The 26,823-nt window shown below is 62.6% G+C and carries 29 protein-coding genes; 25 read left to right on the top strand and 4 right to left on the bottom strand.

The genetic code is table 11. The annotated features are described in order from the left end of the window. The first annotated feature begins 15 nt into the window (after nt 1-15). The 22 genes from rpmJ (at nt 16) to I41_RS25915 (ending at nt 20,560) form a co-directional block, all read left to right on the top strand. Nucleotides 16-129 carry a 50S ribosomal protein L36 gene (gene rpmJ / locus I41_RS26020; RefSeq protein ID WP_145435971.1) on the top strand — a complete coding sequence of 38 codons (114 nt, stop codon included), beginning with the start codon at nt 16-18 and terminating at the stop codon, nt 127-129. Nucleotides 130-270: 141 nt separating this feature from the next. Continuing rightward, nucleotides 271-654 (top strand): 30S ribosomal protein S13, encoded by a 384-nt coding sequence (gene rpsM, locus I41_RS26015; protein ID WP_145435969.1) that lies wholly within the window; start codon nt 271-273, stop codon nt 652-654. 85 nt (nt 655-739) lie between these two features. Further along, complete coding sequence (gene rpsK, locus I41_RS26010) at nt 740-1,144, top strand: 30S ribosomal protein S11 (RefSeq protein WP_145435967.1); 405 nt, start codon at nt 740-742, stop codon at nt 1,142-1,144. 99 nt (nt 1,145-1,243) lie between these two features. Beyond that, nucleotides 1,244-1,870, top strand: coding sequence for a 30S ribosomal protein S4 (gene rpsD / locus I41_RS26005; protein WP_145435965.1), 627 nt, complete (start codon nt 1,244-1,246; stop codon nt 1,868-1,870). 88 nt (nt 1,871-1,958) lie between these two features. Next, nucleotides 1,959-2,951, top strand: a complete 993-nt coding sequence (locus I41_RS26000; protein WP_145435963.1) for a DNA-directed RNA polymerase subunit alpha — start codon at nt 1,959-1,961, stop codon at nt 2,949-2,951. Between the two features lie 77 nt (nt 2,952-3,028). Next, a complete protein-coding gene (locus tag I41_RS25995) occupies nt 3,029-3,613 on the top strand; it encodes a bL17 family ribosomal protein (RefSeq protein WP_145435961.1) in 585 nt (194 codons plus the stop codon). 91 nt (nt 3,614-3,704) lie between these two features. Then, nucleotides 3,705-4,286 (top strand): hypothetical protein, encoded by a 582-nt coding sequence (locus tag I41_RS25990; RefSeq protein WP_145435959.1) that lies wholly within the window; start codon nt 3,705-3,707, stop codon nt 4,284-4,286. Nucleotides 4,287-4,458: 172 nt separating this feature from the next. Further along, entirely contained in the window at nt 4,459-5,328 is an 870-nt protein-coding gene (locus I41_RS25985; protein ID WP_145435957.1) for a hypothetical protein, read from the top strand. Nucleotides 5,329-5,529: 201 nt separating this feature from the next. After that, on the top strand, nt 5,530-6,567 hold the full coding sequence (gene fba / locus I41_RS25980) for a class II fructose-bisphosphate aldolase (RefSeq protein WP_145435955.1): 1,038 nt from the start codon (nt 5,530-5,532) through the stop codon (nt 6,565-6,567). 95 nt (nt 6,568-6,662) lie between these two features. Then, nucleotides 6,663-7,223 carry a Uma2 family endonuclease gene (locus tag I41_RS25975; protein ID WP_168207167.1) on the top strand — a complete coding sequence of 187 codons (561 nt, stop codon included), beginning with the start codon at nt 6,663-6,665 and terminating at the stop codon, nt 7,221-7,223. A 37-nt stretch (nt 7,224-7,260) separates the two neighbouring features. Continuing rightward, nucleotides 7,261-8,088 (top strand): DUF3891 family protein, encoded by an 828-nt coding sequence (locus tag I41_RS25970; protein ID WP_168207166.1) that lies wholly within the window; start codon nt 7,261-7,263, stop codon nt 8,086-8,088. 150 nt (nt 8,089-8,238) lie between these two features. Further along, nucleotides 8,239-9,036, top strand: a complete 798-nt coding sequence (locus tag I41_RS28390) for a hypothetical protein (protein ID WP_145435949.1) — start codon at nt 8,239-8,241, stop codon at nt 9,034-9,036. A gap of 313 nt (nt 9,037-9,349) precedes the next feature. Further along, entirely contained in the window at nt 9,350-10,345 is a 996-nt protein-coding gene (locus I41_RS25960; protein WP_145435947.1) for a hypothetical protein, read from the top strand. 104 nt (nt 10,346-10,449) lie between these two features. Beyond that, on the top strand, nt 10,450-10,707 hold the full coding sequence (gene rpmA, locus I41_RS25955; protein ID WP_145435945.1) for a 50S ribosomal protein L27: 258 nt from the start codon (nt 10,450-10,452) through the stop codon (nt 10,705-10,707). Nucleotides 10,708-10,957: 250 nt separating this feature from the next. Then, nucleotides 10,958-12,022, top strand: a complete 1,065-nt coding sequence (obgE, locus tag I41_RS25950) for a GTPase ObgE (protein WP_145435943.1) — start codon at nt 10,958-10,960, stop codon at nt 12,020-12,022. A gap of 74 nt (nt 12,023-12,096) precedes the next feature. Then, a complete protein-coding gene (locus I41_RS25945) occupies nt 12,097-12,951 on the top strand; it encodes a type III pantothenate kinase (protein ID WP_145435941.1) in 855 nt (284 codons plus the stop codon). Nucleotides 12,952-12,977: 26 nt separating this feature from the next. Then, nucleotides 12,978-14,114 (top strand): GTPase, encoded by a 1,137-nt coding sequence (locus I41_RS25940; protein ID WP_168207165.1) that lies wholly within the window; start codon nt 12,978-12,980, stop codon nt 14,112-14,114. Between the two features lie 495 nt (nt 14,115-14,609). Continuing rightward, the gene (locus tag I41_RS25935; protein WP_145435937.1) at nt 14,610-16,727 is read left to right on the top strand and encodes a tetratricopeptide repeat protein; all 2,118 of its coding nucleotides are present in this window, start codon (nt 14,610-14,612) and stop codon (nt 16,725-16,727) included. Nucleotides 16,728-16,818: 91 nt separating this feature from the next. Beyond that, nucleotides 16,819-17,385, top strand: a complete 567-nt coding sequence (locus tag I41_RS25930) for a hypothetical protein (protein WP_145435935.1) — start codon at nt 16,819-16,821, stop codon at nt 17,383-17,385. A 249-nt stretch (nt 17,386-17,634) separates the two neighbouring features. Further along, nucleotides 17,635-18,153: a thiol peroxidase gene (gene tpx, locus I41_RS25925; RefSeq protein ID WP_145435933.1), complete on the top strand. Its 519-nt coding sequence runs from the start codon at nt 17,635-17,637 to the stop codon at nt 18,151-18,153. Between the two features lie 116 nt (nt 18,154-18,269). After that, the gene (locus tag I41_RS25920) at nt 18,270-18,872 is read left to right on the top strand and encodes a peroxiredoxin (RefSeq protein WP_145435932.1); all 603 of its coding nucleotides are present in this window, start codon (nt 18,270-18,272) and stop codon (nt 18,870-18,872) included. A gap of 95 nt (nt 18,873-18,967) precedes the next feature. Beyond that, the gene (locus I41_RS25915) at nt 18,968-20,560 is read left to right on the top strand and encodes a cytochrome-c peroxidase (RefSeq protein ID WP_246133758.1); all 1,593 of its coding nucleotides are present in this window, start codon (nt 18,968-18,970) and stop codon (nt 20,558-20,560) included. 119 nt (nt 20,561-20,679) lie between these two features. On the opposite strand, the gene I41_RS25910 is transcribed toward I41_RS25915, so the two are convergent. Further along, nucleotides 20,680-21,150 (bottom strand): FxsA family protein, encoded by a 471-nt coding sequence (locus I41_RS25910; RefSeq protein WP_145435929.1) that lies wholly within the window; start codon nt 21,148-21,150, stop codon nt 20,680-20,682. 210 nt (nt 21,151-21,360) lie between these two features. Between I41_RS25910 and I41_RS25905 the strand changes: the two genes are divergently transcribed. After that, on the top strand, nt 21,361-22,449 hold the full coding sequence (locus tag I41_RS25905; protein ID WP_145435927.1) for a PA0069 family radical SAM protein: 1,089 nt from the start codon (nt 21,361-21,363) through the stop codon (nt 22,447-22,449). An 83-nt stretch (nt 22,450-22,532) separates the two neighbouring features. On the opposite strand, the gene I41_RS25900 is transcribed toward I41_RS25905, so the two are convergent. Continuing rightward, nucleotides 22,533-23,447, bottom strand: coding sequence for a M48 family metallopeptidase (locus I41_RS25900; RefSeq protein WP_145435926.1), 915 nt, complete (start codon nt 23,445-23,447; stop codon nt 22,533-22,535). A gap of 105 nt (nt 23,448-23,552) precedes the next feature. Between I41_RS25900 and I41_RS25895 the strand changes: the two genes are divergently transcribed. Both I41_RS25895 and I41_RS25890 read left to right on the top strand, forming a co-directional pair. Further along, complete coding sequence (locus tag I41_RS25895) at nt 23,553-23,837, top strand: SelT/SelW/SelH family protein (RefSeq protein WP_145435924.1); 285 nt, start codon at nt 23,553-23,555, stop codon at nt 23,835-23,837. Nucleotides 23,838-23,978: 141 nt separating this feature from the next. Next, nucleotides 23,979-24,806 carry a hypothetical protein gene (locus I41_RS25890; protein ID WP_145435922.1) on the top strand — a complete coding sequence of 276 codons (828 nt, stop codon included), beginning with the start codon at nt 23,979-23,981 and terminating at the stop codon, nt 24,804-24,806. Nucleotides 24,807-24,839: 33 nt separating this feature from the next. Here I41_RS25890 and I41_RS25885 read toward each other — a convergent pair whose 3' ends face one another. Together I41_RS25885 and sufU are read right to left on the bottom strand one after the other, a co-directional pair. Next, nucleotides 24,840-26,141: an aminotransferase class V-fold PLP-dependent enzyme gene (locus tag I41_RS25885; protein ID WP_391524819.1), complete on the bottom strand. Its 1,302-nt coding sequence runs from the start codon at nt 26,139-26,141 to the stop codon at nt 24,840-24,842. A gap of 84 nt (nt 26,142-26,225) precedes the next feature. Beyond that, on the bottom strand, nt 26,226-26,621 hold the full coding sequence (gene sufU / locus I41_RS25880) for a Fe-S cluster assembly sulfur transfer protein SufU (protein WP_145435920.1): 396 nt from the start codon (nt 26,619-26,621) through the stop codon (nt 26,226-26,228). Nucleotides 26,622-26,823 lie beyond the last annotated feature (202 nt).

Below are 26,823 nucleotides of genomic sequence, written 5' to 3'. Positions count from 1 at the left end.
AGAAGGGCGCGTGCGATGAAGGTTAGGGCCAGCGTCAAGCGAATTTGCGATAAGTGCAAGGTGGTCCGTCGCCAAGGCGTCGTCCGCGTTGTGTGCAGCAATCCGCGTCATAAGCAGCGGCAAGGGTAATAGCAGGAGTCAGGGGGCAGGAGTCAGGAGTCAGTCGGGCTTAGCGGCCCAGCTGACCTCTGACTCCTGACTCCTGTCGCTTTTGCCGCCGATTTAGCGGCGGCTTGCTAGTCAACGATTTGGTTTTTGGAGTATTGATAGATGCCTCGTTTGCTCGGCGTCGACATTCCGGCTGATCGCCAAGTGGTGATTTCGCTCACGTATCTCTACGGCGTGGGGCCGAAGATCGCCCGCGAGTTGTGCCACAAGGCGGGCATCGATCCCGCCGGCAAAGCGCGGGACCTGGGCGAAGATGAAGTCGCGCGGATCGCGGCGCTGCTCGACAAGGATTACACCGTCGAGGGTCAACTCCGTCGCCAGGTGAGCCAGAATATTTCCCGTCTCCGCGACATCGCGTGCTATCGCGGCATGCGTCATCGCCGGGGCTTGCCAGTTCGCGGCCAGCGAACGAAGACCAACGCCCGCACCCGGAAGGGTCCGAAGAAGACGGTCGCCGGTAAGAAGGGCGTCAAGGATCTGCGTTAATCGCGCAGCCTGAATATCCGTAAACAAGCCAGTTAGCCGCGAAGTCGTTGTTTCGTCGCGGTCCCCAGGTTGGAGTGAATTTGTAGTGGCCAAGCAAACCAAAGCCGCGGCAGCAGCCCCGAAGCCCAAAAAGGTGCGCCGCAACGTGACCGTCGGCATCGCCTACATCACGGCGACGTTCAACAACACGACCGTGACCATCACCGACACGAAGGGCGACACCTTGTGCTGGGCGAGCGCCGGCACGAGCGGCTTCAAGGGAAGCCGCAAGAGCACGCCGTTCGCCGGGCAGATGGCTGCTCAGCAAGCCGCAGAAAAGGCTCGCAAGTACGGCATGAAGGACGTCGAGGTGCGGGTGAAGGGCCCCGGCAGCGGTCGGGAGAGCGCCATCACCGCGCTGGAAGCGGCTGGCCTGAAGGTCAAGTCGATCGAGGACGTCACGCCGCTGCCGCACAACGGCTGCCGGCCGCGGAAGAAGCGTCGCGTTTAATTGACGCTGCTGAATTCGCCGGGGTCGGGACGGCCCGGCTCGCATCAAAACATTCATCAAGTTACTGATCACCAGTCATCGCTCGTTAGTTACCGATTTATGGCGCGTTACACCGGACCTGTTTGTCGTCTCTGTCGTCGTGACGGGATGAAGTTGTTTCTCAAGGGGACTCGCTGCGATACGCCGAAGTGCGGAATCGAGCGCCGCGATACGCCGCCAGGTCAGCAGCAAGGCCGTCGCGGCAAGCTGACCGACTACGGCGTCCACCTGCGTGAGAAGCAAAAGGTCAAGCATTACTACGGCGTGCTGGAGCGCCAGTTCCGCAAGTACTTCCAACGTGCGGAAGCGACCAAGGGCAACACGGGCGACGTGTTGATGACGTTGCTTGAGCGTCGGCTCGACAACGTGGTCCATCGCCTCGGTTTCGGCCTGAGCCGAGCGGCGGCTCGACAGCTGGTGAGCCACGGCCATGTGACGGTGAACGGTCGCCGTTGCGACGTGCCGAGCTACCTGGTGAACGTCGGCGACGTGATCCGCGTGAAGAATCGTTCGAAGAGCCTCGATCTGGCCAAGGGACACATGGCTGAGAACGGGCGCCAGACGCCCGACTTCCTGTCGGTCACCGGTTCGGAAATTCCGGAGGGGATCGTCGGACGCCTGCCCGCTGCCGACGACGTGTCGATCCCGGTGCAAACGCAGTTGATCGTTGAATTGTGCTCGCGGTAACGCCGGGCATCGCAAAGCGGCCATCGGCCATTTCAAGTTTGAAGTTTGCAATGGCCATTGGCCAAATTTGCAATATCGGAGATAGAATATGCATATTCGATGGCGTGGACTTGAGCTGCCCAGTCAGGTGATCTGCGACGCGTCGAGCCTCACGCGGACCTACGGCAAGTTCATTGCCGAGCCGTTCGAGCGCGGGTTCGGTACAACCGTCGGAAACGGGTTGCGACGGATCCTTCTCTCGAGCCTCGAGGGAAGCGCCGTCACGCAGATTAAGGTTCACAACGCGCAGCACGAATTCACGACGATCGAAGGCGTGCTTGAAGACGTCACCGACATCGTGCTCAACATTAAGTCGCTTGTGGTGAAGAACCACAGCGATTCGACGAAAGTCCTGCGCGTGGAGCGAAAGACCGCCGGCGAAGTGCGCGCTTCCGACATCGAGACGGACGAGGCGGTGGAGATCATCAATAAGGATCTGCTCATCGCAACGCTGACCGCTGACGTGCCCTTCGTCGTGGAAATGGTCGTCGAGAATGGTCGCGGCTACGTCTCGGCGACGGAGCAAGCCGAGCAGGTGCACGAGATTGGCATCATCCCGATCGATGCGGTCTTCAGCCCGGTGACCCGCGTTCGTTACGACGTCGAAGAAACTCGCGTCGGTCAGAAGACGAACTACGACAAGCTGACGATCGAGATTTGGACCGATGGGTCGATTGGGCCGGAGATGGCCATCGTCGAGTCGGCCAAGATTTTGCGCAAGCATCTCACGCCGTTTGTGCAGTACACGCACTTGGGCCCGCAGATTCACGCCGCGGCTCGCGGCGGGCAGCCGGTCGGCGACACGGCGCTCGAGTCGAAGTTGAACATGCCGCTGGCCGACCTCAACCTGTCGGTGCGGGCGAGCAACTGCCTTGAGTCCGAGAACATCATGACGGTGCGCGACTTGGTGATTCGCACCGAGGACCAACTGTTGGAGGTCCGTAACTTTGGCGAGACGACTCTCGCGGAAGTTCAGCAGAAGCTTCGCGACTTGAACTTGCATCTTGGGATGCGGGTGCCGAGCGCTGCGGCGAGCTTCTAGGTTTTTCAGATTTATAGATTTCTCTCGAGCGGGTCGATCGACTTGTCGGCGGGAGACAGCGTTAGGTAGCGAGTGCCATGCGTCATCGTCGTACCGGTAAAAAGTTTGGTCGTAATCCCAGTCACCAGCGGGCGCTCTTGCGCAGCTTGGCGAGTGCGTTGTTCCTCACGGAGCGCAACGCGGAGTTCGATCCGAATCCGCCGAAGGTGAAGGGCCGCATTACCACCACGCTGCCGAAGGCGAAGGAAGTCCGGCCGCTGGTGGAGAAGTGCATCACGATCGCCAAGAAGTCGCTCGTTGCCGAAGAGGCCGCAGCCAAGCACGGCACCGATGCCGAGCGCAACACCGAACAGTGGAAGGCTTGGCGCCAAAGCCCGAAGTGGAATGCATGGGCCGCCGCCATCGCTCCTTCGGTCGCTGGTCGTCGCCGCTGCCTGCAATTGCTGGGCGACAAGCAAGCGGTTAACGCCTTGTTCAGCGAGGTTGCGGGCCGGTTTGCCGATCGCCCAGGGGGGTACACCCGCATCGTCCGTCTGGCAAAGGTCCGTTTGGGCGACGCCGGCGAGCAAGCCATCTTAGAGTTTGTGGGCGTGCGGGACCGCGTGGTTCAGAAGAGCCAGAAGCCGTCGTTCGACGACGCCCCGACTGCGGCGGCGAAGTAATCTCGCCCGCGTGAAGTCAGCGCAAGAGCCATCGGCGTCGCCGGTGGCTCTTCGTTTTTGACGCTTTAGCGACGTCCTGAGGCTGGGAGCCATGCCTAGTCAGTCGAAAGGATTCGACTTCACCGGCGCGATCCGCCTGGTCTGCGTCGATATCTCGCGGCGACTCCCGGAGATGTCCCATATCGACATGGCTCGAGTTGCGGTCGGCCTTTGCCAGACGCGGAGCGATGCGATGCACGGCGTGTTCGCCACGCTGACGCCGCTGCGCTTTGCCGGCGGCAGAGCTGAGAAGAAGGTCCGCGGACGGCTGCACCGAATTCAGCCGCTCGTGGATCCTAGCGGTCAGGAGTATCTGTACCTGCTCAACTTCTATCTGCCGCGGTTTCTCAATCTGCCGCTCGAGGAAAAGTTGTCGACGATCGTCCACGAACTGTGGCACATCGGCCCCATGTTCGACGGAGACCTGCGACGGCACGAAGGACGCTGTTACGCCCATGGATCTTCGCAGCGAAAGTATGACGCGCTGATGGACCGGATGACGCGGAAGTGGTTGGCGAGCGATCCACCCGCGCATGTGTATGAGTTTCTGGAGTGCCAGTTCCAGGAACTGCATGCGGAGCATGGCGGAATTCGGGGACAGCGGTGGCCGGCGCCGAAGATGGTGCCGGGCTGAGTCTCGCTAGATTTGGGTGGAGGCCGCATGGAACTGGTCGCTGAAGCGACCAGTCCGTGGTGGCGCACCGGGGAGCGTGCTAGCAGCGCTCGGATCACGTTGACGGCGGCATTCGCAATTTGTAACGTCTGCGAGCTTCTGGAGTTGCTCCCGCTCGCTCGTAGGGACCTGCATGCGCTCGCTGTCATCGACGCTTGATCGCCGTACCTGGCTGGCCGGCTGCGCTGCGGCCACGCTTGCGCTCGGGTGTCAGGTGTTCGACAAGCCGCCCAATCAGGCGCTGGAGACGCTGCTGAAGCCAGTCAGCACGTCCAGCGAGAGCGTGGCGCTGGAGATTTTCCAGGCGCGAATTCCACTCGATCAAGAAGCCAGCGCCGACGCTCTGTGGGAGCGAATCGACGAGCAAGAGTTCGACGCCGAACTGCGGCGACGTTTGGTGGCCAATGGTCTGCGGGCGGGCGTCGTTGGCGGCGCGCTGCCGGAAGATTTGGCGAAGCTGCTGGAACTAGATGGCGAAGCGGCGGCCGCTTCCGATAAGCAAGTGATCACTGATCAGTCGGCCGTGCCGCGCGTGACGCGTCGCGTCGTTCAGGTGAAGCGCAAGGAGCCGGTATCGATCCAGGTTTCGGACTTGCGAGATGAGGCGCAGGTTCTGCTGAGTCACGACGGGTCGTTCGGCGGCAAGACGTTTCGTCAAATGCAGGGGGTGTACTCGCTGCAGGCCGAGACGATTCCCGGCCAACGGGTGAAGGTGCGGTTGACCCCGGAACTGCACCATGGCGACTTAAAGCAACGCTACGCCGGCGGCCAGCAAGGCATTTTCATGTCGATTCCGTCGCGCGAACGCGAGGTATTCAGCGAGCTGGCGATGGACGCAACGCTGGCGCCGGGCGAACTCCTGGTCCTGGGGTGCCTGCCGGCCGCCAAGACGAGCCTCGGCGGCGTCTTCCATACGGCCACGGCCGCGGGCAAGGACGAGCGGAAACTGATTCTGGTGCGGCTGCTGCAGGTGCCTCCTAGCGAGATTCTGGCGCAGGAGTAGGCAAGGGGCTCAATACGGGCTGCGTCCCTTGCGCGAAAGGCGGGCAGTCGAGTTTCCGCCGCGGCGTTCAAGTCGGGCGCGGCGCCCCCCTCTTAGTCTCGCTCATCAATTGCTAGAATGGGGGGCCATTCGGCGGCGCGCGTCCGGCTATTTGGGCCGGGCACAGGTTCGACGAGACTAACGATTCGAGGAGTTTGATAAATGCCCCTGGTACCGATGCGTCTGCTTTTGGATCACGCCGCCGAGAACAGTTACGGACTGGCCGCCTTCAATGTGAACAACATGGAGCAAATCCAGGCGATCATGGAAGCGGCGCGGGAAACCGAGTCGCCGGTGATCGTCCAAGCGAGCCGCGGCGCTCGTTCTTATTCGCAGGACAATTACCTGCGCCACCTGATGCTCGCCGCCGCCGAGCTCTACCCCGGCATCCCGATGGTGATGCATCAGGATCACGGCAACAGCCCTGACACCTGCAAGAGCGCGATCGAAAACGGCTTCACGAGCGTCATGATGGACGGCTCGTTGAAGGCCGACGGCAAAACGCCAGCCGACTACGCCTACAACGTGCAGGTCACCCGCGAGGTGACGCAGATGGCCCACGCGATGGGCGTTTCGGTGGAAGGGGAACTCGGCTGCCTCGGCTCGCTCGCCAGCGGCGAAGGGGAGCAGGAAGACGGCCATGGCGCCACCGGGGTTCTGTCGCACGATCAACTGCTGACCGACCCGGATGAAGCGGAGCGCTTCGTCAACGATACGAAGGTCGACGCGCTGGCCGTCGCCATCGGCACGAGCCACGGCGCGTACAAATTCACCGCCGCCCCGACCGGCGAGGTGCTGGCCATGGATCGGATCGAAGAGATTCACCGCCGGCTGCCGAACTGCCATCTCGTGATGCACGGCAGCAGCAGCGTGCCGCAAGAGCTCCAGGACGTCATCAACAAGTACGGCGGCAAGTTGAAGCAAACCTGGGGCGTGCCGGTGGAAGAGATTCAACGCGGCATCAAGCACGGCGTACGGAAGATCAACGTCGACACGGACAATCGCTTGGCCATCACCGGCGCCATCCGCAAAGTCTTTGCCGAAACGCCGGAGAAGTTTGATCCTCGCGACTACTTGAAGCCGGCCCGCGACGCGATGAAGCAAGTCTGCATCGACCGGATGGTCGCCTTCGGCCAGGCCGGCCAGGCGCCGAAGATCAAGCCGGTGTCGATTGAAAAGTTTGCGAGCTACTACAAGTAAGCTAAACGACTCTTGAATGAACGGGCGGTCGCGCGGATTCGCGGCCGCCCGTTTTCGTTGAGATCCCCCGCTGTGGGATGAGGCATAATGCCGGTATGATCACTGCTTCGCATTTGCTGACCGCCGAAGAACTGTTCCGCATGTCGGAAGAGGAAACTCGTTGGTGCGAGTTGATCGAAGGGGAGATCCTTCTGATCTCGCCGCCTGGATTTGCCCACGCGATTGTATCGCAACGCGTTTCGCTGCTTTTGCTTGAGTTCGTTGATCATCAACAAATTGGGCAAGTGGTGATTGCTAAGGCTGGCTTCTTAGTTGGCCGAGATCCTGACACTGTGATGGCTCCCGATGGCGCCTTCGTGCGACAGGAGCGAATCGATGCCATTGGTCTCACCTCGGCGTATTTTCCTGAAGCGCCGGCAATGGTTTTTGAGGTCATCTCGCCTACTGATCGTTTTAGTGAAGTTGGCCGCAAGATGCGTCGCTGGCTCAAAGGCGGCGTTGAGCTCGCTTGGGTCATCGACCCCACGGCGCGAACCATCACGGTCTACCAGGCTCTCGACAACATTCACGTCCTTACGGATAAAGACTCGCTGACCGGCGGCAGCGTGCTGCCGGGCTTCGAGTGCCGCGTCGCCGACCTGTTTGCCGGCTTGTAGCGGAAGTCGCCACGTTACCTTCGCAAGGAGGCGAACATTGATACGACGAGACGTTCAGCTTGCTGACGGCGCGCCGGGCTGGGCGCTTGTTTCGCAGATCGAACATGCGCGTATCGGCGCCTTGCTGGCATCGGAATGTCGCGGAAGATTCGGGTCGGTCCATGCATCGCTGATTCGCGATGAAGTATTGGTCGCCATCGCCGCCCACGACGACGGCTGGCGTGAGTGGGACGAGGCGCCGCAGCTTGACGTCAAGCTTGGTCGCCCCTTGTCGTTCATGGAGCTGGCCGCCGCCGATGCGACGACAATCTGGTCGAAATCCATCGCGATCGCGGAAGAGATTGGCCCACTGGCCGCGTGGATGGTGAGCGGACACTTCGCTCGACTGTTGGAGCATTCGGAACATGCGCGGCATGAGCCGCTGGCAAGCTCGTGGTTGGCGGAAATCGGACCCCGACGTGAAGCGTGGTTCGCGACCTGGCAGGCGATCGATCCGGCGAATCGCGATCTCGGCGTCGCCAATGAGGCGCTGCAGTGGCTGTGGACCTTCGACGAAGCAAGCCTCTGGCTGTGCTGTAGCGCACCGATCATGGGCGAGCCGTTGCGAGCCGGGGGCAGCTTCGAAATCGCCGGCTGCGGCACTACGTTGGAGATGAAGTTTGCGGCCATCTCCGCTGCTGCCGCAAGCCCGGATGAACGTGGTCAAGCAACCGCGACGCCGTGGCGCTTTGACGACGGCATCGACGTTGATATTGAATCGCTGATCGTTCCGGCAGTTCGCTACGCCACGCCGCAAGAGCTGTTAGCGGCGGGCCGGCCGCAGGCCCTGCGCTGGCGCCTCGCGTCGCCGACGGCTTGCTCTTGAGTCGGCGGGGCCCGGTCGCGACGCGAAAAAAACTTTGCGTTCCGCTCGAAACCTCTCTCCGCAGATGGAGTTAATTGTCTTAGCAGGCGCGCTTCTAGCGAGCCGCTGGAACACCGACAGACTCCCCTTTTTCCAGGCGAGAGGTTGCACATGAAACTTCTACGATACGGCTGCGCCACGTTGATGTTGGCGTCGCTAGCGAGCGTCGCCCAAGCGGACGACGAAACAGAGAAGCCGGCCGACAAGCCGCCCGCGGCTGAGCGCGAAGGCCGGCCTGATCGTGAGGAAATGCGCAAGCGAATGCTTGAGCACTTCGATGCGGATAAGGATGGCGAACTGAGCGACGAAGAGCGTGAGAAGGCGCGAGAGTTTCGCCGCGAGCGTTTCGGCGAGCGCGGCGGGCGTGAAGGTCGTGGCGAAGGCCGTGAAGGTCGCGGGCCCGACGGGCCCGGTCCGGGCGGACCGCCGGAGGGGCGTCGCTGGGAAGGACGTGGGCCGGAGGGAAGAGGGCCCGGTGGTCGAGGTCCCGATGGGCCAGGCGGCCCCGGACGTGGCCCGCGCGGACCGGAAGGCCCCGGCCCTGGCTTCCGACCGATGGGACCGCCGCCGGCTCCTGAAAAATTGCTAAAGGAATTCGACGCTGACAAGAACGATCAGCTCAACCTCGAAGAGCTAGAGACGCTCCTCGGCCACTTGCGCGACCGCATTGGCCCGCCGCGCGGCTTCCGTGGACCTGGCGGCCCGGGCGGTCCCGGAGCCGGGCCCGAAGGTCGCCCGCCGCGTCACGACGGCGAAGGCCGTCCTGATCGCCGCCGGCAGCGTCCGCCTCGGGATGACGCTGAGGACGAATCGGCGAGTGACGACGACGAGGCGGAAGAGAAGGCCACGTCGGAAGTTGAAGAGAGTGACTCTGATGACGCGAAAGAGACGGACGAAAAGACCGCTTAATCGTCCGCTCGCGCTGAATAACGACGCCATCAGCCCCGCGAATTGCCAGCTCGCACTGGCGGTCCGCGGGGCCGGCTCGTTTTTTGGGGAAGGTTTTGCCGGTGGTAGCGACGGACCGGGAGCTTACGCTGCCGGCTTGCCTTTTGGGCGGGAAAAGGGACTGATTTGGGCTGCGGAGGCGTGGCGAAGTTTGCTGGTCGGGGGGGCGGCATTTATACTGCAGAGACCTTAGAATCTCGGTTCCTTCTCGCCTTGGCATAGGATGGCTAGTGCGGCGACGGAAGTCCGCCACGTTTCCGGAAGCACCCATCCCATGCGCAGCGATCGACGTTCACGTTTTTGGCCCCTCGGTTGCGCTGCCCTCCTGCTCGTCGGCGGAACGTCGGCCGCACATGCGCAGCAAGCGACGCCCGTCGCCGCCAACGCGGCGCCGGCCCCGGCGCCGGGCGATTTCGCGCCGGGAGTGCTGACGACGATTCCGCCGTCGGTTGATCGGGAAGACGTCATCAGCTCGCACGACGTCCCCGAGATCCTCGCCGATAAGAGCCTCGAGTGGACCCCTTCCTCGACGACCAAGAGCCGCACGCTCTTTGAAATGGCCAAGGACGCTGTTTTTATCAACGACGTCTGGTGCCTGGAGTTTGCGTTCAAGCCGCTGCGGATGATCGAAGTCGACGTGCCGCAACCGAGCGGCCGCGTCCAGCGGAAGAACATTTGGTACATGGTCTACCGCGTGCGCAACACCGGCGCCGGTCTCACGGGCAAGGCGAACGACGACGGCACATTCGAGACGGCGGCGAAGAGCACCGACGAGATCCGCTTCGTTCCCGAACTGGTGCTGGCAAGCAACGACCGCTCGGCCGGCCAACGGGTCCGGAAGGCCTACCTTGATCGGATTGTCCCTGCCGCGCTGGGACCGATCCAGCAACGCGAGCTGCCGCGCGGAGAGCTTTTCAACAGCGCCGAGTTGGCCACCCAGCTCCTCAAGATCGAGGGGGGCCGGACTCAGCAAGGGGTTTGGGGCGTGGCGATGTGGGAAGACGTCGACCCGCAGATCGACTTCTTCTCGATTTACGTCCGGGGGCTTTCGAACGGCCTCGCCTGGACCGATCCGCCAGGGGCGCTGAAGCTGGGCGACCCGCCGGGGACGGGGCGCAAGTTCACCTACAAGACGCTCCAACTCAATTTTTGGCGGCCGGGGGACGATATCGGCCAGACCGAGCGGGAGATCCGCTTCGGGACAGCCCCCCAGCGGGCCGACTTCTACGATTCGGGCGAAGGCGTTGCTTACCGCTGGGTTTACCGGTAGAATCGCCGGACTCGACACATATCAGAGGTTGCAGGTATCAGGCTCCAGGCGACAGTCCGGGGGCAGCTTCGTGTTCCTGCGGCCTGAAGCTTGAGGTCTATGCAATGGCACATAAGAAGGGTCAAGGTTCGAGCCGCAACGGTCGCGATTCGAACGGTCAACGTCGCGGCGTCAAGCGGTTCGGCGGTCAGCTGGTTTCTGCCGGCAGCATCATCGTTCGCCAGCTCGGCACCAAATTCCACGCCGGCAAGAACGTCGGTCAGGGGAAGGACTACACGCTGTTCGCGCTGACCGAAGGTCGCGTGAAGTTTGACCAAGAAGGTCGCCGCGTGAACATTGTGCCGGAACCGTCGGCCAACTAACGATTGTCGGCGAGTTCGACGAACGTTGGTTACGAAGAGATGAAGAGATATCGCCAGGGATGCGCCGGTTGGTGCATCCCTGTTTTTGTTGGCGAGAAGGGCTAACCACGGAGGCACAGAGATCACGGAGAAGATTAACAGAGTTATCATTGGCTCTAGTTGTGTCCGCAAAGCCGACTGCCGCACTTACCTCTCTTGGCAGTCACTCCGTATCCTCTGTGCCTCCGTGGTTAATTGAATTGTATTTGCCATGTTTGTTGATCGCGTCACTGTCGATGTTGAAGCGGGCCGCGGCGGCGACGGCTGCATGAGCTTTCGTCGGGAGAAGTACGTCCCGCGCGGCGGACCCGACGGCGGCGACGGGGGTGACGGCGGCAGCGTGATCGTCATTGCGGAGCCGGGCGTCGATAGCCTGGCCGAGCTCGTGCATCGCAAGCACTGGCGGGCCAAGTCGGGCGCCCACGGCCAAGGTTCCAAATGCCACGGCCGCAAGGCGGAGGATCTGATCATTCGCGTGCCGCCTGGTACGGTGCTGATCGACGCCGAGGGGGGGTTCGTACTGAAGGATCTGTCGGAACCTGGCGCCCAGGTCTACGCGGCGCGCGGCGGCGCTGGCGGGAGGGGGAACACGCGCTTCAAGTCGGCCACCAATCAAGCGCCGCGCGAACATACCGCCGGCGGGATCGGCGAGAAACGTCGCATCACCTTTGAACTGAAGGTAATCGCCGACGTCGGCTTGCTCGGCAAACCGAACGCCGGCAAGAGTACGCTGCTCAGCCGCGTCTCGCGCGCACGCCCCGAGATTGCCGACTACCCGTTCACGACGAAGATCCCCAACCTTGGCATCGTGCAAATCGACATGGATCGGACGATGGTCATTGCCGACATCCCGGGATTGATCGAAGGCGCCCATGCGGGCGCTGGGTTGGGGCACGAGTTCCTGCGACACGTCGAGCGGACCCGCGTGCTGATTCATCTGGTCGAACCGTCGCCGATGGACGGCACCGACCCGATTGAGAACTACCGCACGATCCGCGCCGAATTGCAGCAATACGACGTCGATCTGGCCGATCGACCTGAGTTGATCGCCGTGAGCAAGGGCGAGTTGCCCGGCGCGGAAGAGGTCCGGGAGAAGCTCGCCGCGGAAACAGGACGCGAGGTCTTTCTCTTCTCGTCGGTCACCGGCGAGGGGCTGAACAGTTTGATGCAGCGAACTTACGCCGTGTTGAGCGAGGCCCGCGCGGCGGAGCGCGAGCGGCAGGCCGAGTTGGCTCGTCCGCGCGTCGGCGGCGCTCTCGAAGGCGAGAGCGTGTAGACTGGCAAGAAATCTCACGCCGCGAGGGTGATCGAAGGTCGACCCCAGCCGCGGAGCTGGCCTAGTTTCTGGCGATGGCGAACGAATCACATCTTCTGGCGATCGACGTCGGCAGCAGCCGCGTGAAGCTCGGCTGGTTTCCGGCCGCTGGCGCCTGCGAGGGTGAGAAGCCGGCCTCGTTGCCGATCGCCGCGACGCCGCTGGCGATTCCCGCCGAGGTTTTTCGCATCGAGCATCGCGACCGCTCGGCCGAGGAATGGACGGCCGCCGTCGATGCCTGTTTCCTGGCACTGCCGCCGACGGGCGAGATCGTCTGCGTTGTTGCCTCGGTGCATCGCGGCATTGCCGAGAAGCTGATCACGCGCTTGCAGCTCCGCCCCTGGAAGAAACTCCTCAGCCTGCGCGCCGCCGATCTGCCGCTCACGGTGAATGTCGCCGAGCCGGAAAAAGTTGGGATCGACCGGCTGCTTGGCGCGCTCGCGGTGAACCAGTTGCGGCGGCAGAATTCAGCGGCGATCGCCATCGATATGGGGACCGCAACGACCGTTGATCTCATTGGGACCGACGGTGCGTTCGAGGGTGGGGCAATTGTCGCGGGGCCGACGCTGGCGCTGGCCGCGCTCCATGCGGGGACGGCCTCATTGCCGCAGCTTGATGCCAGCATCCTTGCCGCTCCGCCCGCGGCAGTTGGAAAATCAACGATCGAGGCGATGGCGTCGGGGGCTTACTGGGGCGCCATTGGGGCCGTTCGCGAGCTGTCGCAACAACTGGCCTTCGGGTGCGCGGATCAGCCGCAACTCTTTGTTACGGGCGGCGGATCGGCAGGACTAGCGCCTTTCATTCGACTCGGCGATCAGCCCGCCCGCTATCTGCCGCATTTGGTGCTGTCCGGCATCCGACTGGCGGCCGAGCGGCTCGTCGCGTCATGAGCGGGCCAGTTCCAGCGCGAGCCAGCTTGCTAACGCCGGTCGGACGCGGAGCCATTGCCGTCGTCGCCGCCGAGGGTGACGCCGCGCGCACGGCCATCGATGCGTCGTTCGTCGCTGCTAATGGGCGCCCGATTCTACAGCAACCGCCCGATCGAATCGCGTTCGGTCACTGGGTGTGCGGCGCGCATCGAGAAGAGGTGATCGTCATCCGCGACGATGACGGCGGGGTTGAAGTGCATTGCCATGGCGGCGTGACGGCGGCCGAGCGCATTCTCACGGCGTTTGCCGGCGCGGGTTGCGAGGTCGAGTTGTGGCCGGAGCGCCTCGATCGTACGGCCGCCTCAAAAATCGAAGCCGAGGCCGATTTAGCTCTCGCACGAGCGACGACGCGGCGAACCGCAGCGATTCTGCTTGCTCAACGCGCAGGGACGCTGAGTCGCGAGGTCAGCGGCATTCGCGGCGATTTAGCGAGCAGCCGGCTTGCTGCGGCGCGCGATCGGATCGATGCACTGCTGGCGCGGGCACAGGTTGGATTACACCTGACCGAACCATGGCGCATCGCCATCGCCGGCCGGCCGAACGTCGGGAAGAGCAGTCTGATCAACGCGTTGGTTGGCTATCAGCGGGCGATTGTCTTCGATCAGCCCGGAACGACTCGCGACGTGCTGACTGCTGATACGGCAATTGACGGTTGGCCGGTGCGATTGGTCGATGCGGCAGGAATTCGCGAGACGGAAGATGAGCTAGAAGCCGAGGGAGTGCGGCGCGCGCGGCAGCAGTTGGCGACGGCCGATTTGGTGCTCTGGGTGCTCGATGCATGGGAATTGACGGGCGACCCTCAAGCCGTGATGAAGCAAGAGTGGCGTGAGGCGCACGGTCCGACAGCCGCTTCGTCGCTCATTTTGACCGTCGTCAACAAAGCGGATCTGCTGCCCGGGGATGCGTCGCAACCTCCCACAGACGGCGTGCAGTTCGTTTCCGCACGCACCGGCGAGCGACTGGCAGAGTTGATCGAGTTGATTGGGCGCAGGCTCGTTCCCGCGGCGTCAGCGGATGAGGCCATCCCGTTCACCCGTCGACAGATTGAACTGCTGTCGGCTGCCCATGCCAGCGTCGTCGCCGGCCGCGCGAATGACGCGACTGCCGTCCTTTGGAAATTCTGAAATTGCATTTCCGGCCCCAGTTCGAAGGCGGGCGGAAAGCGGCAGTTCGCTAAAGGCCATTCGGTTGCGGCAGATTAGGTCGGCAAATTCATTCTGCCAGCATTGCCGGCGAAGGGCTTGCCCTTGTCGCTTTCTGTGACTAATCGGCACATTTGCCGCAATGCGAGTAACCGTAGAGGCCGATAAGGACTCATGGAGACGCGACGCCGCGCGAGATTGGACGCGCGGCGGCTGCGGCAGGAGACGGCCGGCTTGCCGTTTCGCGACGACACACGTGAGTTCTCAAGATCTCGCATCTTGAAACGGCTGGGGCAATAGCGCCTGGCAGCGCGATATCGCAGGGAGGGTGATGCAATGTCAGGGGGGAATTCAGGAAGACCTCGCCGGCGCTATGCGCGGCGTTGGACCGTTCTCTCGCTATCCAGCCTCTTATCGCTGGGCGGCGGCGCGCTAACGTGCGCTAAAGAACCGCCCGCGATCGATATTGCTTTCGCCGTGGCGGCCGATCGCGCCGCCGCTCCTGGCGAGCGGTCGATCATCGTCGAGGGAAAAGCAGCGACAACGGTCGATCCCGACTTCGAGCTAGTCACCGATCAATCCGACGAACCGCCCCTCGAACCGATTGCCGACGCGGCGGAATACGAGGCCCAGTCGCAGCCCGACCTGGCAGAGTCGTCGCCCGAGCCTGAACTGGCGGATGCTCCCGCGGTTGCCAGTGACGAGGCCGTGGTCGACGAATTTCCCGCCGATGAAGAGGGCGACCGCGCTGACGGATCGGCCGACAAGGCCGCGAGCGACGCGCCGACGATGCAAACGGCCAGTTTCAACGGAGCCACCCCGGGCGTGACGACTCGCGCCCAATTGCTGGAGCTGTGGGGCGAACCGCTCGACGAGGATCTGACGGCCACCACGCTGTCGTTCGAACTCAAGGGGTTCCCGCAGACGGTCGTTGACTTTGCGGGCGAGCAGATCGCGTCGATTCGCGTGGAACTCCCCGAATCGATTGCCGCCGAAGATCTGACGGCTAAGCTTGGCCTGACCGAACTGCGGCCCGCTAAAATGGTCGACGATATGGGGGCGCTCGTAGCGACGACCTACCCCGAGCGCGGCGTCACCTACCACCACAGCCCCGATTTGGGGGCCATGGCGAGCGATGGCGGCGAGATCGAACCGACGCCGGTCGACGCCGTTGGTGAAATCGTCATTCAGACCGTCGGCGCCGACGCCTTCATCGACCGGGCGCACAGTTGCCCCGAAAAGGATTACTCCCACCGCGTCGCCGATCTGCAAACGGCGATGGAGCTTGATCCCGAGAACAACGATTGCCGGCTTTGGCTATCGGAAGTGAAGTTGACGACTGGCGAGCTCGCAGCTGCTGAAGAGTCGGCGGCCGCGGCCGTGAAGGCCAAGCCGTCGAACGACGAGTATCGCTTGCAGTGGGCTAAGTGCCTTACCAAGCTTGCCCGCTACGAACAGGCCGTCGAGCAGACGCGCACCATCCTGGAAGGAAAGACGGCTCCAGACATTGTGCGCGCTGCGGCCCTCGAGCAAATGGGCGTGCTGGCCGGACTCGGCTCGAAGGAAGTGCAGGAGCGCGCCATTCCGCTGCACAACAAGGCCATCGAACTGGCTGATAAGCTAGCCGCAGACGACGATGTGATGTTGCAGGCGGCGGCCCACAAGGTGCTGCTGAGCGCTCATCTCGCCGTGGCGGAACGAATCTCCGCCGGCGATTGGCAACAAAAGGAAGAATTCGTCGGACAGTGGATCACGCGAGCCTCGGGCATCGCCGAGCAAATGATCGCCGCTGGCGAGTCGGACGTATCCGTTCGCCTAGACGTCGCCCAAAGTGCGCTGCTGGCCGGGGGACGGCTGAGTCCCCCGATCGACCCCAAGCTGTGGATTGCCGAAGCGGAACAGGCCGCGGCCGACCTGACGCCGACGCTTGACGATGAGGCGGCCCGCGAGGAACTTAACTGGCAGCTGGGCCTAGCTTACTTCCACGCGGCCGAGATCCAGCACCGCCGCGGCGAATCGGATTTGTCGGTGAAGTATGGCGAGCAGGCTCAGGAGCTGCTAACGCCGCTCGCGTCGTCGCGGGCCGAGTATCCGGACACGGACTACTTGATGGGTCGACTCTACTTCCAGGTTGGCGCCGTCCACGCCGTCCATCGCAATGACCACCAGACGGCGTGCCAGTGGTACGACAAGGCGGTCAAGTCGTTAATGAAGCCGGCGCCCATGACGACGCTCGCCACGCCGGGCCATCACGGAGATGCATTGGTGAGCATGGGCGTCTCTTACTGGGAAATCGGCCAGCGCGAGCGGGCGTACGATCTGACGAAGTCGGGTCTGGAGTTGATCGAACAGGGGATCAACGAAGGAATTCTTGCGAAAGACGCCACGCTCGTCGCCCAGGGGAATCTCTCGGCCATGGCCCAGGCGCTGGGCAAAGTCGAGTTGACGACGCCAGAGCCCGAGCAAGCGGCTCCGCAAGTGGCTGAGGGGCGTCGCCCGACGAGTCGAGGCCAAGCGACTCGCGCGAACGGTCGCGGCCAGCAGCCTAGCGTCGCCCGTCGCTCGACGAATGAAGCCAACGTGCGTCGCCGCTGATATTCGCCGGGTTGTTGACGGCGGTTAGCGCCTCTCGCAGACTGGAGCGTCGTCATCGGGCGACGCGGCCAGCGTGTTGGGAGACGTCTTGATGAGCTTGTTTCAGCCTGCGGAGTTTGGCCCCGTCTTCGAGCCGCTCGTCGCCGTCGATCGTTGCCGGTCTTTGGGGGCTGGGCGCGCCCATGCGGCGGATCACAAATCTTTGCAGCGGGCGACGCTAGCCACCGCATTTGGCGACGCTCAGCTTGTCGATCTCGATATGGCGCGCTGCTGTTTGGCAGGCGTCTGGCTGTTGCACGATTTTCTGCACGAATCGCACGCGATCAGCCAGCAGATCGAGACCCCCAGCGGTAGTTTCTGGCATGGCGTGATGCATCGCCGCGAAGGGGATTTCTCGAACGCAAAGTATTGGTTCCGTCACGTCGGACGACATGCGGTCTTTGATGAGTTGGGACCGCAGATCGAGTCGCTTGCCGGAGAGGGCGACTCAGGCGCACTGCGCTTGATCATTCCAGCGGGGACATTCGATCCGTTTGGCCTGGTCGACGCCTGCCAGGCCGCCGTCCGCAGCGGCGACGACGGCTTCTGCCGCCGAGTGCAGCAACTTGAGTGGGAGTTGCTGTTCCGCCACTGTTTCCGCCATGCCATTGGCTCCTGAGCGCGCGGACCCGACCACCGCACCGTGCGAAGTCGCCCATCGGCGCGTCGCACATGGCATCTTCAGCGACGCTGCAAATAGGCGCGGAAACTGACCGCAATCGTTCTTCCCTATACCGCAGTCGCGAGCGGGGCCAACCCTTGCCATGCCCCGCCAAAAGCCGACAATAGCAGGACGAAGCGTTGCCGCACGGCACGCAACTCGCACAGCTTCATTTTGCCACGCATGACTTAGGGAAAGGTTTTCGCCATGGGTCGCTCAGGCGCCGTCACGTTCAAAGGAAATCCGTTGACGCTTGCCGGCCGGGCGCTCAGCGCCGGGGAAGCCGCTCCCGACTTTACGCTGCGTTACTTCGAAGGGGGCCTCAAGGAGCTGAAGCTGGCCGATCTCAAAGGCAAGCCGACGTTGTTGAGCGTGGTGCCGTCGCTCGACACGCCAGTCTGCGCCATGCAGACGAAGAAGTTCAACGAGTCGATCAGCTCATTCGGAGATAAGATCAACGCCGTGACGGTGAGCCTCGATCTGCCGTTCGCCCAGGCGCGATTTTGCAACGCCGAAGGGGTGGAAAACATGCGAACGGCGAGCGATTATCAGGATCGCAGCTTTGGCAACAGCTACGGCACCTTGATTGAGGAGTTGAAAATTCTTTCGCGCGCGATTTTCGTCCTCGACGGCACGGGAAAGATCGCTTACGTCGAATACGTTCCCGAGGTCGCGAGCGAACCTAACTACGAGCCGGCCCTCGCCGCGCTCAAGTCATTGGTCTGAGTCGCCGTATGCAGAGTCCCTGAACCAGCAGGTTGTCCGGAATCGACGGAGCGATTCTCAACGAGTCAGTGGATTTCCCGCCGTCCAATCCCGCCAACGTTAAGAAGGTTTTTGCTATGTCGTCGTTAGTGCAGAAAGTCGCTCCGTCGTTTGCCTGTCAGGCCGTGATGGCCGATGGTTCGTTCCAGGAAGTGAAGCTGGAGGACTACCGCGGCAAGTATGTGATGTTGTTCTTCTATCCGCTTGATTTCACCTTCGTTTGCCCGACGGAGATCATCGCGTTCTCCGATGCGAACGCAGAGTTCGCCAAGCGCGGCGTGCAATTGCTGAGCTGCTCGATTGACAGCCATTTCACCCACCTCGCTTGGCGGCAACGAGCCCGCTCCGAAGGGGGCCTGGGCGACATCGCATACCCGATGCTCGCCGACCTGAATCGGCAAATTGGCGAAGCTTACGGCGTCCTCACGGACGGCGGCGTCGCGCTGCGCGGGTCGTTCCTGATTGATAAAGATGGCGTCGTCCGCCATCAGGTGGTCAACGACTTGCCGCTCGGACGCAGCGTCGACGAAGCGTTGCGCATGGTCGACGCCTTGCAGTACTTCGAAAAGAACGGCGAGGTCTGCCCGGCAAACTGGAAGCAGGGCAGCCTCACCATCAAGCCCGACCCGCAGAGCAGCCGCGAATACTTCGAGAAGGCAAATCTGCAGACGGCCGGTTAACCGCAGCAGTCTTCGCCAACTGCGGCGGCAAGGTTCGTCGCCGCGGTTGGCTGGTCCGAGCGAACGCTTATTGATTTTTGCTGGGGGAGTGACACATGGCCCGGTTCATCGTCGTCGTTGTTATTTTGGTGGCGATCGCCCTGCTGGCGAATAAGTACCTGCTGGGTGGGGGCGACGCTCCGCCAGTCAATGCGAAGCAGGCCGCAACGGCGAAAGACGCCGACGCCAAGAGCGACGAAGGCGCCGCGGAAAAGGCCGCGAACGAAGCGGAAGAAGGCGGTCCCGCGCCGCAGCTTCCGCCAGTCGACGCTGAGAAAGAAGCGGCTGCCGAGGCGGTCGCCTCAGCTGACGTCGAGACCGATATCGTGCAGGAGGCCGGCGTCGATCCGGCGGGCGATGCGCTGGAAGACGTCAAAGTAGTGGGCGAGGACGTCAGCAAAATGCTTCCCGCGGAGACCGTGCAGCTTCCCGATTCGTCGCTCACTGCCGGCGTGCCTGGCGAGGGCGATCTGCAGCTTGAGGAGGTTGAGCGGTGGCTGGCAGATCCAAAGAATCACGTCGTGTTGAAGCCCGAGTTGCCGTTGGGCCTGAAGGCGGGCGAAGCGGAGATCAAGGGCCTCGACGAGAATCCGTTGACGCGGGCCAAGATTGAACTCGGCCGGCAGCTCTACTTCGATCCCCGCCTTTCGTCGGACGTGACGATCAGTTGCGCCAGCTGCCACGCACCGAATCACGGATTTGCCGCCGACACGCGATTCGGCGTCGGCGTCGGCGCCCAAGAAGGGAATCGCAATTCGCCCGTAGCCTACAACCGCATCCTCAGCGACGCCCAGTTCTGGGACGGTCGCGCCGCGTCGCTTGAAGAGCAGGCCAAGGGGCCGATCGCCAACCCGATCGAGATGTCGAACACTCACGAGGCGTGCATCGAGTGCCTCCGCGGCATGCCGGGATACGTCGCCCAGTTCAAGCTGGTATTCGAGGATGGTTTGACGATCGACAACGTCGCCAAGGCAATCGCGTCGTTCGAGCGAACGCTCGTCACCGGTCCGGCGCCGTGGGACTATTACCAAGAGCTCGATGCCTTCCAACAACAATACGCCGCCGACATTGAAGACCTCGACGCGCTGAAGGAAGAGGACGAAGAGCTGTACAACGAGTACATGGCCCTCAAAAAGGCGTCTGAGGAACATCCCATCAGCGAAAGCGCCATTCGCGGCGGCAAGCTCTTTTTCAGCGAGAAGGCGGGGTGCACGGCGTGTCACCTCGGCGCCAACTTCACTGACGAAAAATACCACAATCTCGGCGTAGGCATGGATGCGGCCGAGCCCGATCTCGGCCGCTTTGTGGTCACGAAGGTCGAGGCCGACAAGGGAGCCTTCAAAACTCCGACCTGTCGCAACGTCTCTCAATCGGCGCCGTACATGCATGACGGCTCTCAGCAAACGCTGGAGGAAGTCGTCGAGTGGTACGCCAAGGGAGGGCACCCCAACCAGTGGCTTAGCGAGAAGGTGAAGAAGCTCGATCTGACCGACCAGGACAAGGCGGATCTGGTCGCGTTTATGAAGGAAGGTCTGACCGGCGATTTGCCCAAGGTCGCTGAGGACCGCCTGCTACCGGCCGCCGAGGCCGCGAAGGAAAAGGCCGAGGAAGAACTGAAGGAAGAGAAGGCCGAGGCGAAGGCGGCGTAGCCTTTAACCCCTTCCGCAATCGAGTGGAGCATCAACCGCACTGCGGACTGGTCGCTTAAGCGACCAGTCCAATGCGGCCTCCGCGCCGCGCGCTGGCTGGTCTCACTTGCTCGCCCAACTCATTCGTCCACCACGCGAGTTTCGATCACCCGCGCCTCGATAATCCGATCGCCCCCGCCCGGCGCCCCGCCAGCGGGCCCCGCCTGGTCGACCGTAAAGCGACCAATCGTCGCTACCTTGGCGAACTTCGCCGCGAGCGCTGCCTTGATGAGGGCCCGCGTCGGCGGAAATAGCAGCGCCAGCCCAATGACGTCGCCCAGCACGCCCGGAATGATCAGCAGGACCGCGGCGATGGCGATCAGCACGCCGTCGGTCATCTCCGCTGCCGGGAACGCGCCTGCCGCCAGCTGATTGCGCATCCGGAGCGTCGATCGCAGGCCTTCGCGCCGAGCCAACCACGCTCCGGCGAAGCCGGCGCCGAGCACCAGTGCGAGCGTCCAGAACAGTCCCAGCGCGCGACCGAGCGTGATCAACAGCGTCATCTCCAGGATGATATAGCCGAAGACGAAGAGCAGGAGGGTCTGAATCATCAGCGGGAGGCCGAATGTGTTGGATTGGATAGCCGGGCGATCATGGGAACGGCGCCGTCGACTCAACACAAATCCTACGCATCGAGTGCTGACATTGGAAACGCTGATTCTTGCAACTCGACTTGACGGAAAAATGAACAAATGTACACAATCATTAGCTGGCTGCCCTCACGACTGGGCAATAGCAGACCGGATCCCTGGCACCAACCTATGAGCGGCCGCAATCATCGCCCGAACATCCGAGGCCGGGCGGCCGCGGTCCAGCCGGACAATCCCTACTTGCGCACGCAGCGGCTCGACGATTTTGAGCACGTGGCCGAGGACGCCGACTATCTGGACTCACTGGACCGTCCCGCGACCGAGTATCTCGACGACCATTCGCAAACGATCGTCGCCACGAACGACAGCCCCGACGTGTCGTTCAACTACAGCGTCAACCCCTACCGCGGTTGCGCGCATGGCTGCAGCTACTGTTACGCCCGACCGGGGCATGAGTACCTTGGGATGAGCGCGGGAATCGACTTCGAAACGAAGATCTTGGTAAAACGCCGCGCTCCCGAACTGCTGCGGCAGTTTCTCGCCCGACCGCAGTGGAACGCCGAAACGATCGTTTTTTCGGGCGTGACCGATTGCTATCAGCCGGCCGAGCGAGAGTTTCAGTTGACGCGAGGTTGCCTCGCGGTGGCTGTCGAGTGCCGGCAACCGATCGGCATCATCACGAAGAACGCCCTGGTGGCGCGCGACGTCGATCTCCTGCAGGAGCTAGCGGCTCATGATGCCGTGCGCGTGGCGATCAGCGTCACCACGCTCGATCAGTCGCTGGCTCGCGTCATGGAGCCGCGTACAAGCGCCCCAGCGGCGCGACTCCGGGCGATCGAAACGCTATCCGCCGCCGGTGTTCCGACGCACGTCATGATCGGTCCGATCGTTCCCGGCCTGACCGATAGCGAAGTGCCCGCCATCCTGAAGGCCGCGAGCGAAGCGGGCGCGGTGCGCTCCCATCACACGCTCTTGCGGCTCCCTTCGACGGTACAGGACGTGTTTCTCGACTGGATCCGACGCCAACGGCCGAATCATGCCGCCAAGGTCGAAGCCTTCATCCGCGACGCCCGCGGCGGAAAGCTCAACACCACTGAGTTCGGCCAGCGGATGCGCGGCACGGGTCCGCTGGCCGAACAGATCGAGCAGACGTTCCGCGTGTTCTCGAAGCGTTACGGCCTCGCCGGCGAGTCGCCGGCGCTCAATCGCGAGGCGTTTCGCCCGCCGCGGATTGCGGGGGGCCAACTGCCCCTCTTTTAACGACGCCGATCTGGCACTTCGGACTGGTCGCTGAAGCGACCAGTCCCAGGCGGCGTCCATTCGCCGGCGCGAGAAAGACGTCGCTACGGCTCCAGGCCAGCGGGCACGCCGTCGGGAAACTCCGCGGCGATCACCTGCTTGATGTACTCAACGCGATTCGCTGGTTTGGGGTGGGTGCTTAGGAACTCCGGCGGCCCGCCGCGGCCGCCGCTCGCTTCATCGAGGATCTTCATGACGTCGATCATCGATCTGGGGTCGTAGCCCGCCAATGCCATCAGCCGGACGCCCCATTTGTCGCTTTCCAGTTCGGCGTCGCGTCCGTAACTGGTGCTCAGCACCGAGGAGACCATCTGACCCATCTGCGCGCTATTCATGTCGCCGCCCAGCACGCCGACGGCGCCAGCGATCCCTTGGAACATTCCTTGCCGGGCCATTTGCTTGTTGGCGTGACGTGACAGGACGTGGCCGATTTCGTGGCCGAGCACGCCGGCGAGTTGGCCCTTGGTGGTGAACTTGTCGTAGAGCGCCTGAGTGATAAAGACCGGTCCGCCCGGCAGGGCGAAGGCGTTCACTGTTTGCGGGTCTGCCAGCAGCGTGAAGCGAAAGGCCTTGCGATACGGGTTCTGGCGATCGTGCTGCTTGAGATCCACGTCGAGAGCCGTCAACAACTCATCGCCGACCTCTTGCACCTGCCGCTGGCCGCGTCCGTCGCGTGACACGCCGCCGTGCATGTCGACCATTTCGGGCGCGGCCTGAAAACCAAGTTGGATCTCTTCCTCGGGATCAATCAGCGCCACCCGCTCGACCTCGCCAGTGACTTCGTTCACGTCGCCCGGCTTCAGGTAGTAGCTAATGACAGCGAATCCGACGATCGCCAGCGCGATGAGCAGCCGGGTCTTGAGGCCGTTCGAACGTCCGTCCGACCGGCCGCCAAACGGTGAGCGACCGCTGCTGTAGCCACGCGGTTGTTGCTGCGGAAACGGACTGGGCAATCGCATGGGGGCGGTTCCGTTGATTGTTCGAGGAGCGGGGCCGGTATTAATATAACAAGCGAGCCGGCCGAGGGAAAATTCAAGCCGGCGGGCTAGCCTGAGGAAGATCAAATGAGCCGTTCGCCGCGCGTCGAGATCGTCTACTGCACTCAATGCCGGTGGCTGTTGCGAGCCGCTTGGATGGCTCAGGAACTGCTGACGACGTTCGTCGACGAGCTGGGCGAGGTGGCGCTGGCGCCGGGGACGGGCGGCGTGTTTCAGATTCGCGTCGGCGAGGAGCTCGTCTGGGATCGCGCGGAGCGGGAAGGGTTTCCGGATATCAAGGAGCTGAAGCAGCTGGTGAGAGACCGGATCGCGCCGCAGAAAGAGCTAGGTCACAGTGAGCGCAAAACGTAGATTTCGAGGCGATGCACTAAACAGCATTGGATTAATGGAGTTTATCATAGCGTTTTGTTTGCAGTCTTATTGGCCGAGGGTTACAATCCGGATCGAGATGATCGGTTAACATCGGACTCAATTTGCGTCGGGAGGAGACTCATGAAGGCAGTTCTTGCGGCGGCATTGACCCTCGTTCTTGCTCAGGCGGCTAGTTCCGCCACGTTTAGCCTTTATGCAGTCAGTGCAGGATCGGATCGCACCTTCTACAAAGTCGATGAAGCGACCGGCTCTGGTGCGGCGCTTGGAAACACTGGCGCCTTCGACCAGCTTGTTAACGACATTGCCGGCGATCCCGAACTCAGTGACACGACTACGCTGTACGGCTTGCTTAAGTTCTCTGGCGGAGTTCAGACGTCAATCATTGGAATCGACGAAAAGGATGGGTTGGTTGCATTCAGCAATGCCTTGCCTGTGCAGCCCAAATTGCTCGCATTCGACAATGTCACGCGTCAGTTGTACGCTCTGACCGACGAAGGTGCGAGCATGAATCTCTACACGATCGCGCTCGTCGGGTATGCCACGCAACTCGTGGCGACGGTCAATCAGCCGCTCAACGCGATTGAGTTCGATCAGAACGGCGTGTTGTACGGCGCCGCGGGCGACTCGATGGTGACGATCAACAAAACCAGCGGCGCCGTGGCGCCGCTTTTCTCAGATCTGTCGCTCGACGTCACCACGCTGGCGTTTCATCCAGGCGAGAACGTGATGTACGGCATTGGTTCTCAAGGAGCGAACTATTCGCTCTTCACAATTGATCTAGGCACTGGCGGTATTTCAACCATAGGCTCGACAGTGTCGCAGCCATCAGGGCTCACGTTCTATCCGGACGACATCGTGCCCGAACCCGCGAGTTCAACGCTGGCGGTCTTCGCGATTGGATGCGGGCTGTCGGTAAGAACTCGCTTCGGGGCGGCCGCGGAGAAGTAAGCCGCGTGCGCATGCAGTTATGTTTGTTTTCGTTTACTCGTCCGGCTTGCGACGTTTACGCTGTCGACCCTGAGGTGCGAACATCCGCTGCACGGCGAGGACGCCTTCGATCAGCCGGTCGACTTCTTCCAGCGTGTTGTAGAGATAAAAACTCGCCCGCGTGCTGGCGGCGATGCCGAGGTGGGCGTGGAGCGGTTGCGTGCAGTGGTGGCCCGCGCGGACGGCGACGCCGAACTGGTCGTTCAGCACCTGGGCGAACTCGTGGGCGTGGATCCGGTCGAAGGCGAAGCTTACTAGTCCCGCGCGATGCTCCGGCGCGGGGCCGAGGATCCGCAGCCCTTCGATTTGCGAGAGGGCGTCGTAGGCGTAGCGGGTCAGCTCCGATTCGTGGCGGTGAATCGCGTCGAGGCCGACCGACTGGAGGTAGTCGATCGCGGCGCTCATGCCGATGGCGGGCACGATCGGCGGCGTGCCGGCTTCGAACTTCGCGGGGAGCGCCGCGGGGGTGAAGCTGCTGAGCTTCACCTCGTTGATCATGCTGCCGCCGCCGAGGAACGGGGGCATCGCGTCGAGCAGTGCTTCCTTGCCGTAGAGGACGCCGACGCCCGAGGGGCCGAGCATCTTGTGGCCGCTGAAGGCGAGGAAGTCCACGTCAAGCGCCTGCACGTCGACGGCGAGGTGTGGCACGCTCTGGGCCGCATCGATCAGCACAAGCGCGCCGGCCGCGTGGGCTTTGGCGATGATCTCGGCGACGGGGTTGATCGTGCCGAGGGTGTTCGACACGGCGGTGACGGCGACCAGTTTGGTCCGATCGGTCAGTAGCCGCTCGAAGGCTTCCATGTCGAGTCGGCCGTCGTCGGTCAGGGGGATGTGCCGCAGTACGGCGCCGGTTCGCTCGGCCGTCTGCTGCCAGGGGACGAGGTTCGAGTGATGCTCCATCACCGAGAGGAGCACCTCGTCGCCGGCGCGCAGGTTCGCATCGCCCCAGCTGCGGGCGACGGTATTGATTGACGCGGTGGTTCCCGAGGTGAAGATCACTTCGTGGAGCTGGCGAGCGTTGATCAACCGCTGGACGCGGTGGCGGGCCGTCTCGTACTGCTCGGTGCTCAGCTCGCTGAGGGTGTGGATGCCGCGGTGGACGTTGGCGTAAGTTCGCTCGTAAACGCCGCTGAGGGCGTCGATCACCTGCCGCGGCCGCTGCGTGCTGGCGGCGTTGTCGAGAAACGCGAGCGGTTGATGATCGCCGACTTCTTCGCTAAGGATCGGGAAGTCGTTGCGCAGCGCGACCGGCAGCAGAGCGGTGCGATCGATGCTTCTTGTTGCAAGATCAGTCAATTGAATTCTTTCACCGCAGAGGGCGCAGAGGGCATGGAGAAGAAAAACAAGTGACTTCCTCTGTGGCCTCTGCGAACTCCGCGGTTAATCTTCTGTTTCGTTAACGGGAGAGTGAACCGCCGATTGCAGCACCTTCCAGGACAGCAAACAACACTTCTGTCGGTTGGGAGTGAGCCGCGGACCGTAGAGCGCGAGCATGTCCTCCGCCGAGAAACTCTTTAGCTCGTCGACGGTTTTGCCGTACATCTCTTCGATCAGCATCGAGGCCGACGCTTGGCTGATGACGCAACCCTGGCCGTCGAAGTAGACGTTCTTGATCTTGCCGTCGTCGTTCAGCTCCAGCTCGATCCGGACGACGTCGCCGCAGAGGGGGTTCTTGTCCTCATGCGCGTGGGTCGCGCTCGTCAGATGCCCGCGGTGAAACGGATCCTCGTAGTGGTCGAGGATGTGTTCCTGATAAAGTTCTTCTTCGGAAGGCATGAGCAAGCCGGCAGGCGTCGCAGCGCGACAGTAAATGGCGGGGCAATAGAGAAAGAGCGAGCCGGGGCGTCCTCGCCCCCGGCATCACGACATCATCTGCAGATCAGCGCGGTCGTTCGCTGTTGTCTTAGTATAAGAGGGGCGGTATCGAGGGACTAGGTTCGCGAGCGGTTGCTAATCACCACAAACGCCGGGGGCGAGG

Source organism: Lacipirellula limnantheis, assembly GCF_007746075.1.
Lineage (GTDB): Bacteria > Planctomycetota > Planctomycetia > Pirellulales > Lacipirellulaceae > Lacipirellula > Lacipirellula limnantheis.
The sequence above is the reverse complement of the archived record's forward strand: the minus strand, read 5'-3'. Positions and strand labels throughout refer to the sequence as shown.